Genomic DNA, 16,536 nt, shown 5'->3' with positions numbered 1-16,536 from the left:
AAATATGGCAAAGATATGGAAAGTCCATTTATTGTAATCAAATTATGGTACACAAAATGCCGGAAAAGTTAATGATGAGAAGTGTTTTTTGTGGGTATAACATTTCGTAGTTAAGGTATTTAATGTTTTAACAATTAATTATCACTAGGAAGGATATATTTAAAAAAATAATAACGAAATCAATACTGGATTTTTTAGATAACTATATACTTGAGTGTACAAGTTGTAACAAAAAGAGCTTTTAACGGAATTTACAAAGTACTAAGTAATATTAACACCTAAAATTTTCAAGATGCTCACTATTAAAAAAAGTCTACTGAATTACTTCACCAAAATTTCCATAAGTACCAGCAAAGAAATAAGTTTTTTAGATGATTTATATTCTGGAGTTAACTCTTCCCTAATTTTACCAATAGCCTTGCTTAGTTTGTTACTCACTGTTTTACTGCTCAAACCTAAAATCTCTGCGGTCTCATCAACCGACAAATTTTTACGGATTCTCAGGTCATAAATCTTTTGTTCGGTGACCGGAAGTTGCGAAACGACCTCATCAATCATATTGAAGAGAACTGAAATATCATGCTCTTCAAGAATTTCGAAGTAGTCTGTATCTGTAAGATCAATAGAGTTTTCAGCGTCATCAATAGATAATGTTGAGAAGGAATTTTTATGACTGTTAAAATAATCGAGAATTCTATAGTGAAGATATTTTAAAAGATACCCTTTTGCACTTTCCTCATGATTGGTCTGGATGCTTTCTGTGTTTTCAAGAATTTTTATCCAAAGGTTTTGCAACAGCTCTTCGGTAACCTCTTTATCTTTTGTACGGGCAAAAACAAAACGGTACAAGCTGTCCCAATAGCGTTCATAGAGCATCATAAAAGCAGGTCGGTCACCTGTTTTTATTTTATGTAATAATATTTTGTCTGTTGGGTTCATAATGATGCTGCAAAATTACCTAAAGGAAAATTAACTTTTTGTGAACATTAAGGAATCTCATGTTAATTATTTCCAAGAAATAGTGTTCATAATATGAACTAAATATTATAAATACTGAAATAATAGGAAAATGATTAACTCATTGAGTGTAATGTGAATTCAATGTTAAAACCGTCTTGGGGAAGTTTTAAAATTCTGCTGTTTTATAGATGTAACTACGAATTGATAGTAAAATCTATATGAGAAATTTAAATTATAAAGATATTCAGGCATTTGTTTTCAGGCTTTGGCAAAGAGAAGTTTCAGAAGAAGGAATTTCGGAGAAAGAAAAAGAACTTTTAAATCAGTGGAAGATTAATGTAGAGAAAGATCTGAATACGAATCATATTCTGGAGTCTAAAGCAAGAGTACTTTTAGCTTTGGAATCTTATTTAACACAAACAACCTATATAAATCATCCGAATAGCTTTAGAAAGTATTTTTACCAAATTGCAGCTGTCATTATACTTCTGTTTTCAGTAGGAGGCATTTTCTCTTATAATACTTTCTTTAAGCCGGATGTCTATGTCGCAGAAAAAGGAAATCAAAAAGTATATCTGAAAGACGGTTCGGTGGTTACATTGTTTCCGGGTGCAGAACTTAGTGTTGAAAAATCATTTCCGGCAGTTACCAGAGTAGTTGCTTTAAAAGGGGACGCTATTTTTTCGGTTGCAAAATCTAAAAAACATCCTTTCATTGTTCGTGCAGACGGTTTTAGTACCAAAGTTTTAGGAACGGTGTTTAAAATTACACAGTCGGGGAATGATAAAGCGGTAGATCTTTATGAAGGAAAAGTTGCCGTTTCGTATGTAGGAGCGCCTGTTACTTTCCTGAAACCTAATCAGAAATGGACAAATTTTGGAGTATCTCGTACAGCAGCAGTCATTTCTTTTACAAAAGCTAATACTTCCACCCAAAAATTACCTTCATTATTATCCTTAAGTTTTAATGATGTGATGCTGAAGGATGTGGCGGAAGTTCTTCAGAAAAACTACAGCATCAGCATTATTTACCCTAAAGAATTGGCAGAGAAGAAAATAACGGCAGATTTCACTGGCGGAAATACCGATGAGAATATTGAGGCATTGGCATTTATCCTAGACTTAGAGGTTCAGAAAGAAAAGCAAACCTATATTTTCAAAAAATAGCCTTTTGTAAGCATTGAAAACTAATAATCAGATAAAATTTTAATTAAAAGAAAACGTAAAATGAAAAGTGTGAAATGTGGTTTTACAATTGCGGCTCTGTTCCTTACAGTAACAATAGAAGCCCAGGAATTAGTTCAAAAAGTATCTTTTTCTGCGCCGGGAGGTAAACCACTGATAGAAGTTTTGGAAGAATTTGCCGGAAAAACCAGAATGAGACTGGTATATTCTAAAGCAGATATTAAAGAATTAAAAGTAAAGAGTATTAAATGTGACAATATTCCTGTCAATGCATGTTTGAAAGATATTACAAGTGGTCTTCCTATTGTGCATCGCCTTAGGGGAGATCTCATTTCAATAAAATATCAAGGGTCTGATGTCTCTGCTTTAGGTGACGGCAGAGTTTCCGGGAAGATAGTAGATGAAATTGGTAACCCTGTGATCAGTGCAGACGTAAGCATTGCTGGAAAGAATGCGGTTACCGATAGTAATGGTGATTTTTCGATAGAAATTCCTTCGGGCATTTATACTTTAATCGTGAAAGTTCCGAAATACAATGTATTGCGTGTAGAAAAATTATCGATTGTAAATAATGAAACCAACACTGTTTCATTTGTTATGAGGTCAGCTTCTGATAAGATCGCGAGTATAAAAGAAGTTGTGATTACAGGAACTCGAAAAGCAGATACACAGGCAGGATTGCTGGCTTTACAGAAAAAAGCAGCACAGATGAGCGACGGAATTTCGGCTGAACAAATTTCCAAAACCCCCGATAATGATTTGGGAGGAACGCTGAAAAGGATAACAGGTATTACTACGATTGATAATAAATATGTAGTAGTGCGCTCGATGGGAGAACGCTGGAATACAGCAGCGATGGATGGGATTAACCTTCCAAGTACAGAAGCTTATAACCAAAATTTTTCGTTCGATATTATTCCCAATTCTATGGTAGAAAGTGTGATCGTGAGCAAAACAGCCACTCCGGATATGAATGCAAGCTTTGCAGGAGGCTTTGTAGAAGTTAAAACTAAAGATATTCCCAATGAAAATTTTACAACGGTGACGATGGGGGCTTCCTACAATGACCAGACAACTTTTAAAGAATTTCTTACCAGAAAACGTGGAAAATATGATTACTTCGGATATGATGACGGAACGAGAGACTTTCCTATGGGTTTGAAATTTACAAATTGGGAAAACCCTTTGTTCTTTGAACAATCGAGACAGTTTAAGAATGATAATTTTACCAATTATGCTACAAAAGCAGATATGGGATCTAATTTTCAAATCGCGTTGGGAAGAAATTATAAGCTTAAAAATAATAGCAAATGGGGATTTGCAGGAGCTTTAATTGTAAGAAACGAACAAAATAAATTAGAGATCGATCACACAGGAAGAGGAAACTGGTTAGACACAAGTTACTTGCTTTCGGATTGGCAAACAACCGGTTCAAATCCTGTAGAATTTTACAATTTTAAAAACCAGGGAGCCTCTTATAATTATAATTCTACGGTTGCGGGAATGTTGAATTTTGGATTGCAGTTGGGTAAAAATAGATTCTCATTCAGAAATTCTTATACTCATATTTATGACAATACCTTGACCAGAATTACAGGCTGGAATGAATATACTTCAGGAAGTGGTTTGCCGGCTAATGCAGAATTAGCTTACAATTATTTCTATAACGGAATTGTTCCCAATAATGATCCCGAACAGATAAAAACTTTAGACAGACCTTATACAAATAATGCCAATTACCCGATTTATCAAACTCTTTTACAAAATAAAATAGAAGGAAGTCATAAAATAGGTAATGTAGCGGTAGACTGGTTTGCGGCAAGAACGGGTGTAGCATCTGATACAAAAGATTATACATTGCACAATACGCTTTATAATTTCATCGGGAATGAAATTATAGCTTATCATGAAGCTAATAACTCTTCAAGCGATTTTGCTAGAGGGTATATAGAAAATAAAGAAACAGATTATAATTATGGTGCTTCTTTTAAATGGGGCAAAGATTTAGGAGATTTTAAAAATGATATAAAGGCCGGTTATGCAGGGGTATCTAAAAGCAATACCAATTTTCAGCAAAAATTTCTGTTAAGAGTTGATGAAAAAGTAACAGGAAGCAATCTTATGGCTTTGCAGGGTGCACTTTCTGAATGGTTGGATGGTTCGCATTATGTACCAGGTGGAATCGGATGGCAGACAAGACCGCTTTACACTGACGAAAGATATAAAGGTAAAGTGGAGCAGCATGCCGGGTTTATTATGTTCGATAATCGCTGGAAAAGCAAATTTAGGTTGGTTTGGGGATTGAGGGCAGAATATTTTAAATATGAATTAATTTCACAGCAATTAGACCCCAATGACCCACAGAATGTTTACAAAGAAGCGGTGGAGGACAAACCTTGGCAATTCATGCCTTCTGCCAATTTTACTTACAGCCCGACCAGTAAAACCAATGTGAGGCTTGCCTACAATAGAATGGTTATTCGTCCTCAGTTTAACGAAAGAACGGGATTGCCCTATTTTGATCCTATCGCGAACGGACTGATTCATAATACAGAAATGGTGTCGTCTGTGGTGAATAATTATGATTTTAAATTAGAATGGTTTCCTGGTTTAGGTGAAATATTCTCAGTCGGATTGTACTACAAAAATATAGACAGACCCATCGAAAGAGAAGGGTATATTTCAAATGAAGGAAACTTACATCTTTACAACGGAAATTCTAAAAATGCAGAGCTGAAAGGGTTTGAAGCTGAGATAAGAAAAAATTTAGGATTTATCACAGCAGATTCTTTTTTCGAAAAACTCTTCATCAGCGGAAACTTCACCTATAACGATACCAAGGTAATATCTTTTAAAGACAGAACTAAAACCACAGATCTTGATGATACTTATGAGGTAGACAGACCGCTTTACGGGCAAACTCCTTATGCTTATAATTTAGGACTGATGTATGATGGTGAAAGATTGGGAATAAGTCTTTTGTATAATGCAAAAGGAGAGCAATACATTACTGTAGGATATGGTTACAACGGAGAAGAGATTCAAAGACCTTATGCAGTTGCAGATGCACAGCTTTCGTACAAATTTTTAAGAAACAGAAATTTAGAGGTGAAATTTAATGCAAGAAACCTTTTCAATAGAGTGAAAGAGTTTTATAATAATTTCAATTCTTATTCGGTATCTAAAGGTGGCAGTTCACAAACGGAAAGAGAAATGCTGGAACTTCTTCCTGGTGCTACCGATAAATATGATAAAAACATTGATAAAATTTTATTTCGTGCTTACAGTGGAAGAATATTCGGCGTAAGTGTGAACTATACTTTTTAATTATAAAGATAAAGAAAAGAGCTCAGTAGTGAAACGTACAGGTTTGGTATCCTGTGATGAATCAAAAATATAACTGATGAATGCGCAACACAGTTTCAGATTCATGAAAAATAAACCAATGCTATCTGTTGTCCCAAACATTGGCAAAGAAAAAAGGGAACTCATCGTTATAGCTCCTCCTGTAGCGCAGAGTAATAAAAACCAAATCGCTGAAATACAGAGGCGGGTATTTCTAAAATTTTTTTTAAAAAAAAATCAGGCCGGAAAATAGTAACCAAAAAGCTTGATACAAAAACTTTAACAATGAAAAAATTAACTTTAATCGCTGTAGCAGCATTTTCTCTTACTGCTTGTCAACATGATTCTTTAGTAGATTCTTCAGACTCTTTTAACATGAAAGCTACATCTGCTGAATATCTTACTGCATCGGCTCTTCCTGTAACTGCCGTTAGCGGTGACATCACTTCTAGCACTGTTTGGAGTGGAGTGATAGAGATCAATGGTATTGTATCTGTAAAAAACGGAGCAACGCTTACTATTATGCCAGGTACGTTTATTAAAGCTAAACCTAATGCGATAGGTGAAGGTTCTGGTATTTTGGTCATTACAAAATCTGGTAAAATTAATGCAACGGGTACAGAATCTCAACCGATTATTTTTACAAGTTATAATTTATTAGACGGAAACGAAGATACTACAGCAACTTCTGGAGATTTCGGTGGAGTAGTAATCTTAGGAGATGCTCCTACAAACGTTCCTACAACAACTACTGTAGAAGGTTTAACGGGGAGCGATTTTTATTTTGGAGGATCAAATCCTGCTCACGATGGAGGAATTATGAAGTATGTTCGTATCGAGTTTGCAGGGTATGATTTTGTAGGTGCAAATTCTGGTAACGAAGTTAATGCTTTGACATTGGCTGGTGTTGGAAATGGTACTACTTTAGATCATATTCAGGTTTCTTTCGGTCAGGATGATTCTTTTGAATTTTTCGGAGGAACAGTGAATGCTTCTAACCTGATTTCTTTTGCTGCTGAAGATGATAATTTCGATTTTGATAACGGATATACAGGTACAATTACTTGTGCTCTTTCATTAGCAGATACCAACTCGTCGCATACAACAAGTGGTGGAGTTTCTGACACCAATGGTATTGAGTTAGATAACAATGCTTCAGGTACTTCAACTTCGTTGCTTACTCACCCGGTGATTAATAACCTTACCATCATAGGACCAAGTACAAATGTATTCTCTACAGTTCCAAATGTAGGTCCTGCTTACGAAAACGGAATTCATATAAGAAGAAACGGTAGATTGACATTAAATGATGCTGTTATTACAGGATATCCTACAGGGATAAGAGTAGAAGGTTCTGGTTCAGAATTATCTTCTGCATCTATCTATAGCTCGATCAAAGTTCATGGGTTTACAACTTCTGTTACAGGTCTTGGTACAGTAGGAATTCCTTCTGGAAACTTGTTTACAGGAGCTTCTGCTCAGCTTTTTGGTATGAGCCAGCCATTTTTCAACATCGGAGGTTGGAATGTGTCTCCAAGAAACTGTGGTAACTACGACGGTATCTGGACAAAATATAATTTTGGTACAATAGACTAATACTTATAAAGCAGGGAACGTAGCTTTTACACTCCCTGCTTTTACTTTTTTTAATATTAATAATTGGCATTATGAAAAAAATAATTTTATTATCTGTAATACTTTTATCGAAGGCGGTATTTGCTCAAATTCCTGTTTGGATGAATACATTTGAAACACCAAACGATTTACAAGGATGGACTTTCTATGATACAAATGGAAATGGAAACGGTTGGATGCAAGGGCAAAATATTTATCACAATGGAACTTCATTAGCATACGGAACTGCAGGTGTTCTTCGTCATTCTATCAATTTGGTTCCTACAGGAAATGCAACAGGTTTTGCAACTGAAAACGATTGGATAGTTTCTCCGGAAATAGACCTTACGAATGTTGGCGGAACTATTACTTTAGCAGGATATATCGGAAGACAAAGGTCTAGCCATGCAAGTGTAAGCAGAGATTTATACATTTTTGTAAGCACCTCTCAGAAACCCGTTCCTGGTCTTGCAGATTTTCAACAGTTAGCTGCTGATGCACAAAGTGGAACTGGTGCAGCATATAGATTTAGTGCTTCAAATAACCTTCCGTCTGATCTTACGCAGTTTGCAGAATCTTTGGTAAACATCTCAGCTTTTGCAGGAAAGAAAATTTATATAGGGCTTTGGTCAAACAGAGTTTCATCCGGAGGAGCACCAAATTCTCAGAATATCAATATAGATGAGATGGCAATCTATGCTTCTGTTTTAAGTACAAAAGAAGTGAAAGCAGGAAAAGCATTAAGTAAAATAATAGAAAATCCTGTATCATCTTCATTACAAATAAAACTTGATGCGGCTTTAAAAGAAAACAACACAACAGTAAGTGTTTATAATATGGGTGGTCAGCAGATTTTAAAAACAAAATATTCTAAAAATATCAATGTATCAGAATTTCCGGCAGGTAATTACATCGTTGAGGTATCAGACGCAATGGTCTCTGAGCGATTGAAATTTATAAAAAAATAAATTTCTTTTGATAAAAACTTTATAACCATGAAAACTAAAACATATCCTCTGTAATTTTTTATAATTAAGCAATTGTCCTCAGCTTTTATGTTTGGGCTGAGGCAATTTTTATGATCAACAGTTTTACTTTTTTAAAATTAAATAAATGAAAAATATTTTAGAACTGGCTGTATTTACACTCTTTTTTTCTTGTACAGACAATAGTTCTTTAGAAGTTTATGATAAAATTCAGAGGGCAGCACAGATAAATATTAAAGGATACTCAAAACCAGATGTTATTCAGATGAGGCTCAACGGAGTGCCAATATTGGTTAATGGAAACACTTCTTATACTGAGAAAATAGAAACTCAGCTCAGTTTTGTTGTGGACAAAGGAGAGAACGAAGAAATTGGAATTTATAATAATCAAACCGGAGCTCAGATCGCTAAATACAATATCAATTTTGATAATGCTTTAGATTACAAAGATTTGTATTTCTTCAATCTACCCGGAATTTATTTACAGACCTATGCTGTAAAACCTCAGGTTAATTTGGGTAGAGTAGGTTTCGAATTTATTTTCCCTAATCTTGGTGAATTTTCGGGAGCATCTTTAGAAGGGGTAAAAGGTGTTTTGAAGAGAGAAAACGGAACTGTACTTGCCGAATTTGATACTATTGGAAAAAAAGATTTTACAGCTGTTAAAATTTACACATTTTTCAGCGCTACGGCTCCTGTTTATCTGGAATTGTATAAAGTTGGAACTAATGATCCTTACACTGGTTCAAGCATCATCAAAGTAACTTTAAAACAGGATATTGGTGCTAATTTGATCGTTCTTCAGGAAAAAATGGAGAATGGGATTTTGGTAGTAAAAGGCGATATTGATGTTGCTGATTATTTATAAATGATTTTTAAATTTTATGAGCAATACCTTTTTTAAAACTCAGTTGCTGGCTTTAGTTACACTATCTTTTTTGATCATTTCGTGTAACCGCACAGATGATGAGGTGCCCAATTTTCCCGAAGGAAGTACCGAGTCTGTGAATGTCTGGGTTCAGGACAGTATGAGGCGATATTACTATTGGGCAGATCATATGCCAGCAAAGCCCGATTATCATCTTCCTGTAAAAGAATTTTTTAAAAGTTTGCTGCTTCCTCAGGATCGTTTTTCATTTATCGTTAATACAAGCGATGCATCTACTTATCCTCGTTCAGTGAGAAATATGTACGGCTTTGATTATGCTGTTTTACAGTTAGAAAATGGTGAAATTGTTACGGTAGTAAAATTGGTCTTAAAAAATTCTCCCGCTCAGAATGCCGGATTGGAAAGAGGAATGATCATCAAAAAAATCAACGGGCAAAATATTACCGCTTCTAATGCTGAACAATTAACCTCATCCATTGCCGAGAAAACAGTGATTGAGCTTACTGTAGGAAATTGGCAAAACGGATCCGCTGTTAATGAAAAAAACATTACAGTCTATTATGGGTATACTTTTGAGCAACCTTTGATGTCTAAAATATTTGATAAAAACGGAAAGAAAACAGGGTATCTTTATATCTATGATTTTCCGGATGGGATGAGCCAGGCTCTCAATCAGAAATTCGCAGAATTTAAAAGTGCAGGAGTACAGGATTTGGTTCTTGATCTTCGATACAATTACGGAGGTTCTGTTTCATCAGCTGCAGCACTTTGTGCGTTGATTCCGGCGGGGATTTCTGCAAATTCTCAGTTTATTACCTATAAAGGAAATAAAAACGGCGGCGAGGTTAAAAGATCTTTTTCACAGCAGATTGCTTATGACCCCAAGGCGATTGATTTTAATGCTTTACAGGTCAATTCCCTTGGTTTACAAAAAGTATATATTTTAACCTCAAAAAGTACTGCTTCGGCGTCTGAAATTGTTATCAATAATCTTAAACCTTACCTAGAGGTCATTCAGGTGGGTGAAGTTACATTAGGAAAAGACATGGCCGGATTTGTAATTGAAGACAAGCGAAAACCTAAAAAAATTACTTGGCAGATGCATCCTGTTATTTATAAAGTATTCAATGCTAATGGTGAAGGTAATTATAACAACGGAATTTTTCCGCAAATTTCTATTAACGAATTTATATCATTGCCATTACTTCCTTTAGGTGATCCTGATGAAATATTGCTTTCTTCTGTGATGAATAAAATTTATTTAAAGTCCGTCAATGCCGAAGCTCAATCAAAAAGCATAAAAATCTTATTTCAAAGTGATAGTCCTTTTACTGTTCTTTCAAAATTAAATTTTAAATAAAATATGCAGGGTATCGAGCCAAGATTTCATAATAGTCTCATTGAAAGAGCTAAATATTACCGTTGCTTATTGATCGAATCAGAAAAAGATACTGATTCTAAATGCCTCATTGATATTGATGAAGTTTCTGAACTTGGTCATCTTTATGAAGAATATCTAAAAAATAAAAGTCAACTTGAAAAAAGCATAAAAAAATATAAAGAATGTCACAAAAAAGCACAAGTACAGCTATCTTTAAAAATCCGTATTTTAAGAAGAAATTCAAGAAAAAGGTGATGGTTTTACTTGAATTACAAAACTATGAAGGAATTTAACACTCAAAACAAACTTAAAAAAAATATAGCTTAATTATATATTAACGGACATAACCATTTCCTAAATATTAATGAAATTTGTAAATAATAAAAGGATATAAATCTAAGAATTCCATAGGATAAATATAAAACAGTTTTACATTAAATATAATTTAGATATTATATCAAATAGATGATTTTGCATATTTACCTATATAATTGTTGTTTCATCATGTTTATGAATATTTTTAATATATAATCGTATATATAGAAATAGAGTTATAGGTAATCCAACGCTTTCATCATATCGATTCCCTTTCCCAAAACAGGTTTAAACAAATCTCCTTTTTTCTTTATTCTTTCCAGAGCGTTTTCAATAGTAAAATCGGTAGGTTTCAAACCCTTTTTTAGTTCGCTCCATTCAATCGGCATCGAAACAGATGCTCCTTCTTTAGGTCTCAAGCTGTAAGCACTCGCCAAAGTTTGTCCTTGTCTGTTTTGAAGATAATCGAGATAAATTTTTTTGTCGTCTCTTTTTTGTAGACTTCTTTCTAATGTTGTGATTTTTGGAAGTTTTTCATTCACCTGCTTCATCAGAATGTGGGCAAAATCTTTTACCTGATCATAATCGTAACCACCGCCCATCGGAATGTAAATGTGAATTCCTGTGCTTCCCGAAGTTTTACAATACCCTTTTATTTTAATTAAATCTAAAACTTCTTTCACCTGTTGCGCTGTCTCAATGACATCGTCAAAACTATTTTTCTTCGAAGGATCAAGATCCAAAACCAAATAATCAGGATGTTCCAGATCAGGAAGCGAAGAGTTCCATGGATTGAAATCAATGCAACCTAAATTATTCAGATAAGCTAAGGTCGCTTTATCATTACAAACGGCGTAATCGATGTATTTATCGGTAGATTCTGAATGAACTTTTGTTGTTTTAATCCAATCAGGAAAAGAATCTCCAGTGTCTTTTTGGTAAAATCCGGAATGATCAATGCCACTTGGAAAACGATTGAGAGAAAGTGGACGGTTTTTCAGATGCGGTAAAATATATTCTGCTACTGACTGATAATATTCCACAACATCGCCTTTGCTGATTTTATCTTTCGGAAAGTAGATTTTATCTTGGTTCGTGAGCTTTATTTTATGACGGTTCAGTGTAATTTCAGTGTCTTTCTCAAGATCGCTTTCTGTTTTTTCTATGGATTTTTTAGTCGCCATACTTTTAGATTTAGTAGTTTGTTGAATAGGTTTTTTACCTGAATTACTGATTTCTTTCGCATCTTTATCTTCCCGGATTGCCACAAAAACAGGATGACGGAACATTCCGTCTTTTGTGATTTCAGAATATTTTATTTCGCAAACCAATTCAGGTTTCGTCCATGTTACCGGCATATTCGTTTTAGGAATGGTTTCAAATGGCAAAGTTTTTATGACTAATTTTTTCAGCCTTTGATGAAGATCATTCAGCAATTCATTATTAAATCCCGTTCCGGTATGTCCAGAATAAATTAGTTTTCCATTGATATATTTTCCCAAAATCAAAGCTCCAAAACCTTGTCTGGAACCTTTTGGTTCTGTAAAACCACAGATTATCGCTTCTTCAGTATTTGTAAATTTTATTTTAAGCCAATCGGAGCTTCTGCTGTTTTCGGTATAAATACTGTCCGATTTCTTGGCAATCATTCCTTCCAGCTTCATTTTTTTCATCTGATTAAAAAAGGCAATTCCTTTTTCAGGAACATGATCACAGAATTTGATCAGGTCTGTTTCAATTAAAGCGTCTTTTAAAAGCTCTTTTCTTTGAATTAAAGGCAGTTCCTCGGTAGAATGATCATTGAGCCAAAGCAGATCAAAAACTTGATACGTTAAAGCCAGATTTGGATTGTCACCGATTTGTTGTAATAATTGGAAATTTGGTTTTCCATTTTCATCGTAAGCGACAATTTCGCCATCAAGAATCATTTTGTGTTTTTGCTGACTGAAATCTTCGGCAATGGTGTCAAATTTAGACAGAAAAGAAATGCCGTTCCGGGAATAGAATAATGGATTTTTTTTGCTTAAATCAGCTACACCACGATAACCATCCCATTTGATTTCAAAAATCCAGTCTTCATGATCAAACGCTTCATCAGAAGATTTTGCGAGCATGGGTTTGATGAATTTCTCAAGTTTTTTCTCATCAACTAAAGAATTGAACCGTTGAAACTTTGGCTTTGTTTCAGAAGTTATGACTTCTTTTTGCTGCTTTTTAGGCTTTTTTTTTCCTCTAAAAATTTTGAAACCTGAGAGTTTTTGGCAATGTTTTCTTCAGCATCATATTTTTCTTCCGCAAATTTATCTTTGTGTTTAATCAAAAGCCAAGCGTTATTTTCTGCATTTTTCATTTTTACTAAAGCAAATTCTCCTTTCAGTTTTTTGCCGTGTAGAATAAATTTTAAAGAACCGGCTTTCAATTCTTTCAACAATTCTTTTTCATCAGAAAGTTTACTGGTTTCATCTAAAGGTTCATAAGTTCCACTGTCCCAGATTTCGACTTGTCCGGCTCCGTAATTTCCTTCAGGAATATTCCCTTCAAAATCTTTATAATCGTAAGGGTGATCTTCAACCATCATCGCCAAACGTTTGTCTTCGGGATTTAATGATGGGCCTTTCGGAACTGCCCAGCTTTTCAGAACACCTTCCATTTCCAACCTAAAATCGTAATGTAATCGTGATGCAGCATGTCTTTGAATCACAAAAATAAGCTGGTCTTCGCTTTTTTTTGTTTTTCCTTTGGGTTCGGTAGTTTCATCGAACTTTCTTTTATCATTGTAATCTTTAAGTGCCATAATCACGAAGCGTTTTTAGATTTAGGACTTTGTAAACTTGCTTTCAGCTGAGCCATCAAATCAATCACTTTGCCTTGTTTTGCATGTTCTGATTTTTTAAGCTTTACAGTTTTGCCTTTGGCTTTTTTCTTAATAATTTTAAGCAGTTCAGCGGAATACGTATTTTTGTAAAATGTAGGATCAAAAGGTTCTGAAAGCTGCTCGATAAGATTTTTTGCCATCTTCAATTCGGCAGGTTTGGGAGCTTTTTTAGCAGGAATTTTCAGTTGTTTATAATCTCTGATTTCCTGATCAAATCTTAAACGATTTAAAACTAAAACCTCATCATTGTACGGACGAATCATTCCGATGGCTTCACTGTCGCGAAGAACAAAAGTTCCGATACCGACCATTTTAGTTTGTTGCAAAGCTTTTATTAAAAGTCTGTAAGCATTTTCTCCATTTTTCTGTGGCTCAAGAAAATATGGAGTTTCAAAATAAACAGAATCTACTTCGGCTTCTTTTACGAAATGTTCAATAGAAAGAATTTTAGTTTTCTCAGGGCTTGCGGCTTCGTAATCTTCATCTTCAAGAACAACATATTTGTCATCCATCAGATAACCTTTTACAATGTTTGCCCACTTTACTTCCTTGCCTGTTTTTTCGTTAACTCTTTTGAATTTAATATTAGAAAAGTCAGATTTATCCAGCATATCGAGATCGAGTTTGCTGGTTTCTGTCGCAGAATAAATCTTTACAGGAATATTAACTAAGCCAAAACCAATGGCACCGTTCCAAATTGCTTTCATTGCCTTACTTTTCTCTAAAACTTGCAATCAATATGCCATAAAGAGCTAAGCATGTAAATAGATTGCTATTGCTAAATAATTATATTTTAGTACCTCACGAATGATCATTGCAGTAGTTATATTCTATAACATCTTGTTTCGTGAAAATGTAAATCACGTTATAAAAATTTAACTAAGTGAAAACCATTTTTAAGCTTACTTTTTTCATTTGGTATTCCTTTTGACGCCAAACTTTGGATAAGAAGCAGTTGTCTTTATAAAGGGTTTTAATAATTATAAAAAAAATTATATGGCTAAAAATGTATCAGACCATTTGGTCGAAATGTTAAAAAGTGCCGGTATTAAAAGAGTGTTTGCCATCACAGGAGACAGCCTAAATCCGGTTAATGATGCTATCAGAAGAGATGGTACGATTGAATGGATTCATGTAAGACATGAAGAGACCGCGGCATATGCAGCTTCGATGGACGCAGAACTTAATGGTATTGGCTGCTGCATGGGCAGTTCTGGGCCCGGTCATGTTCACCTGGTCAATGGTCTTTATGATGCAAACAGATCAGGCAATCCCGTCATCGCTATTGCAAGCACTTGTGCAACAGAGAAATTCGGAACTGAATATTTTCAGGAGACCAATCCTCAATTCCTCTTCAAAGACTGTAGTAAGCAAGTTTTTATGGCCAATACACCAAAGCAGTTTGGTACTATGATTCAACGTACCATACAGACTGCACTTAATGAAAAAGGTGTTGCGGTTTTAGGCTTACCGGGTGATGTGGCATCCGCAGAATATGAAGAAGTTTCAACGGGATATAAAAGCTTTAATACTACACCGATATTCAGACCTTCAGATTCCGAAATGTCACAGTTGATACAATTGATGAATTCGGAAAAGAAAATCGTATTTTTCTGTGGGCATGGCTGTAAAGGTGCATTGAATGAGGTTGAGGAATTGGCAGGTAAATTAAATGCTCCTATCGTCTATTCCTTCAGAGGGAAAATATTCTTTGACAGAGAAAACAGCCCCTTTGCAGTTGGCATGAATGGTCTTTTAGGTAATAAATCAGGATATGAGGCCTGTAACGAAGCAGAAGTTTTAGTGTTATTAGGAACTGATTTTCCTTATTCGGAATTTTTACCTGAAAATAAGACTATTGTTCAGATTGATGAAAAGCCTGAAAGGATAGGGAGACGTGCACACGTTGACTACGGTTATGCAGGAGATATTAAAGATACATTGACAGCATTATTACCGTTTGTTGAGTCTAAATCGGATGATTCTTTTCTTAGAAAAATGAAGAAAATCTATAATGATGATGAAAAAAAGTTTAGTGATTACGCAGAAAAAAAAGGGGCTGAGTCTAAGATTAACCCTGAATATATTGCTACCTTAATCGATCATTATTCTTCTGAAAATGCGGTTTATACAGTTGATACAGGAATGACAGCAGTATGGGCAGCCAGATTTATCCGTGCTAAAGGAAATCGTTACTTAACAGGATCATTTAACCACGGATCAATGGCCAATGCTTTGCCGATGGCAATAGGTGCTGCTGCATCAACAACCGACAGACAAATCATAGCTATGAGTGGTGACGGGGGATTGTCTATGCTTTTAGGCGAGTTAGCAGTCATTATGCAATATCAGTATCCTGTCAAGATTTTTGTTTTCAATAATCATTCTCTCGGCATGGTGAAGCTTGAAATGGAAGTCGCAGGCTATGTCGATTGGCAGACTGATATGATTAATCCGCCATTTGATAAAATCGCAGAGTTAATGAATATCAAAGGTATTGAACTAAAAGATCCTGAAAAAGCAGAAGACGTTATCCGTGAAACATTTGAACATAAGGGACCGGTATTGGTAAATATCTATACTGATCCTGATACTTTAGCAATGCCTCCTCACGTAACTTTTGAACAAATGAAGGGATTTGCTGCATCTTTAGTTAAAAAAATAGGAATGGGTAAGTTTGATGAAGTCAAAAACTCAGTTAAGACAGGAATAAGCCAGATTGGGGAGATTATTTAAAACTCTACCTGATTTAATGAGTATTTTTTATCTCTATAAATTAGAATAAGTCATAATTATTTATTGATAAAATAAATTTTATGACTTATTTTTTAGTTTAAAGTTTTTATTTTGGTGGATAAATTCTGATTTACCTAAGTTAATTATTACTGATTGAAACTTTTTTCACCTATTATAACTATAAATCCTATATTAAATCTGATCAATTGTAAACTCTAGAGCATCAATAATACTCAGTGGAATTTAAAATG

Annotated in this window: 12 protein-coding genes; 8 read left to right on the top strand and 4 right to left on the bottom strand. The window is 34.6% G+C overall.

Annotation, left to right across the window (positions count from 1 at the left end; genetic code table 11):
* Positions 1-321: 321 nt before the first annotated feature.
* Positions 322-939: an RNA polymerase sigma factor gene (locus B5X64_RS18035; protein WP_079466568.1), complete on the bottom strand. Its 618-nt coding sequence runs from the start codon at positions 937-939 to the stop codon at positions 322-324.
* Positions 940-1,178: 239 nt separating this feature from the next.
* Here B5X64_RS18035 and B5X64_RS18030 point away from each other — a divergent pair, with 239 nt between their 5' ends.
* The 7 genes from B5X64_RS18030 (at position 1,179) to B5X64_RS17995 (ending at position 10,614) form a co-directional block, all read left to right on the top strand.
* Entirely contained in the window at positions 1,179-2,126 is a 948-nt protein-coding gene (locus tag B5X64_RS18030; protein WP_079466567.1) for a FecR family protein, read from the top strand.
* Positions 2,127-2,186: 60 nt separating this feature from the next.
* The gene (locus B5X64_RS18025; protein ID WP_079466566.1) at positions 2,187-5,471 is read left to right on the top strand and encodes a TonB-dependent receptor domain-containing protein; all 3,285 of its coding nucleotides are present in this window, start codon (positions 2,187-2,189) and stop codon (positions 5,469-5,471) included.
* Between the two features lie 303 nt (positions 5,472-5,774).
* Positions 5,775-7,085 (top strand): hypothetical protein, encoded by a 1,311-nt coding sequence (locus B5X64_RS18015; RefSeq protein WP_079466564.1) that lies wholly within the window; start codon positions 5,775-5,777, stop codon positions 7,083-7,085.
* A gap of 71 nt (positions 7,086-7,156) precedes the next feature.
* Entirely contained in the window at positions 7,157-8,071 is a 915-nt protein-coding gene (locus tag B5X64_RS18010; RefSeq protein WP_079466563.1) for a T9SS-dependent choice-of-anchor J family protein, read from the top strand.
* 145 nt (positions 8,072-8,216) lie between these two features.
* Positions 8,217-8,957, top strand: coding sequence for a hypothetical protein (locus B5X64_RS18005; RefSeq protein WP_079466562.1), 741 nt, complete (start codon positions 8,217-8,219; stop codon positions 8,955-8,957).
* Positions 8,958-8,973: 16 nt separating this feature from the next.
* Positions 8,974-10,338 carry a S41 family peptidase gene (locus B5X64_RS18000; protein WP_079466561.1) on the top strand — a complete coding sequence of 455 codons (1,365 nt, stop codon included), beginning with the start codon at positions 8,974-8,976 and terminating at the stop codon, positions 10,336-10,338.
* A gap of 69 nt (positions 10,339-10,407) precedes the next feature.
* Positions 10,408-10,614 carry a hypothetical protein gene (locus tag B5X64_RS17995; protein ID WP_123920821.1) on the top strand — a complete coding sequence of 69 codons (207 nt, stop codon included), beginning with the start codon at positions 10,408-10,410 and terminating at the stop codon, positions 10,612-10,614.
* 296 nt (positions 10,615-10,910) lie between these two features.
* On the opposite strand, the gene ligD is transcribed toward B5X64_RS17995, so the two are convergent.
* From ligD to ku, 3 genes are all read right to left on the bottom strand, one after another.
* The gene (ligD, locus tag B5X64_RS17990) at positions 10,911-12,788 is read right to left on the bottom strand and encodes a DNA ligase D (protein ID WP_079466559.1); all 1,878 of its coding nucleotides are present in this window, start codon (positions 12,786-12,788) and stop codon (positions 10,911-10,913) included.
* Between the two features lie 77 nt (positions 12,789-12,865).
* On the bottom strand, positions 12,866-13,468 hold the full coding sequence (locus B5X64_RS17985; RefSeq protein ID WP_079466558.1) for a DNA polymerase ligase N-terminal domain-containing protein: 603 nt from the start codon (positions 13,466-13,468) through the stop codon (positions 12,866-12,868).
* A 2-nt stretch (positions 13,469-13,470) separates the two neighbouring features.
* Positions 13,471-14,256: a non-homologous end joining protein Ku gene (ku, locus tag B5X64_RS17980; RefSeq protein ID WP_079466557.1), complete on the bottom strand. Its 786-nt coding sequence runs from the start codon at positions 14,254-14,256 to the stop codon at positions 13,471-13,473.
* 289 nt (positions 14,257-14,545) lie between these two features.
* On the opposite strand from ku, the gene B5X64_RS17975 reads away from it, so the two are divergent.
* Entirely contained in the window at positions 14,546-16,285 is a 1,740-nt protein-coding gene (locus B5X64_RS17975; RefSeq protein ID WP_079466556.1) for a thiamine pyrophosphate-dependent enzyme, read from the top strand.
* Positions 16,286-16,536: the final 251 nt, after the last annotated feature.

This window comes from Chryseobacterium balustinum (assembly GCF_900168205.1).
Taxonomy (GTDB): Bacteria; Bacteroidota; Bacteroidia; order Flavobacteriales; family Weeksellaceae; genus Chryseobacterium; species Chryseobacterium balustinum.
This window is presented reverse-complemented; position numbering and strand designations above follow the sequence as displayed.

Excerpts from the sequence above, each read along its gene's own strand:
- B5X64_RS18035 (WP_079466568.1), bottom strand. The coding sequence starts at position 939 with ATGAACCCAACAGACAAAATATTATTACATAAAATAAAAACAGGTGAC.
- B5X64_RS18030 (WP_079466567.1), top strand. The coding sequence starts at position 1,179 with ATGAGAAATTTAAATTATAAAGATATTCAGGCATTTGTTTTCAGGCTT.
- B5X64_RS18025 (WP_079466566.1), top strand. The coding sequence starts at position 2,187 with ATGAAAAGTGTGAAATGTGGTTTTACAATTGCGGCTCTGTTCCTTACA.
- B5X64_RS18015 (WP_079466564.1), top strand. The coding sequence starts at position 5,775 with ATGAAAAAATTAACTTTAATCGCTGTAGCAGCATTTTCTCTTACTGCT.
- B5X64_RS18010 (WP_079466563.1), top strand. The coding sequence starts at position 7,157 with ATGAAAAAAATAATTTTATTATCTGTAATACTTTTATCGAAGGCGGTA.
- B5X64_RS18005 (WP_079466562.1), top strand. The coding sequence starts at position 8,217 with ATGAAAAATATTTTAGAACTGGCTGTATTTACACTCTTTTTTTCTTGT.
- B5X64_RS18000 (WP_079466561.1), top strand. The coding sequence starts at position 8,974 with ATGAGCAATACCTTTTTTAAAACTCAGTTGCTGGCTTTAGTTACACTA.
- ligD (WP_079466559.1), bottom strand. The coding sequence starts at position 12,788 with ATGCTCGCAAAATCTTCTGATGAAGCGTTTGATCATGAAGACTGGATT.
- B5X64_RS17985 (WP_079466558.1), bottom strand. The coding sequence starts at position 13,468 with ATGGCACTTAAAGATTACAATGATAAAAGAAAGTTCGATGAAACTACC.
- ku (WP_079466557.1), bottom strand. The coding sequence starts at position 14,256 with ATGAAAGCAATTTGGAACGGTGCCATTGGTTTTGGCTTAGTTAATATT.
- B5X64_RS17975 (WP_079466556.1), top strand. The coding sequence starts at position 14,546 with ATGGCTAAAAATGTATCAGACCATTTGGTCGAAATGTTAAAAAGTGCC.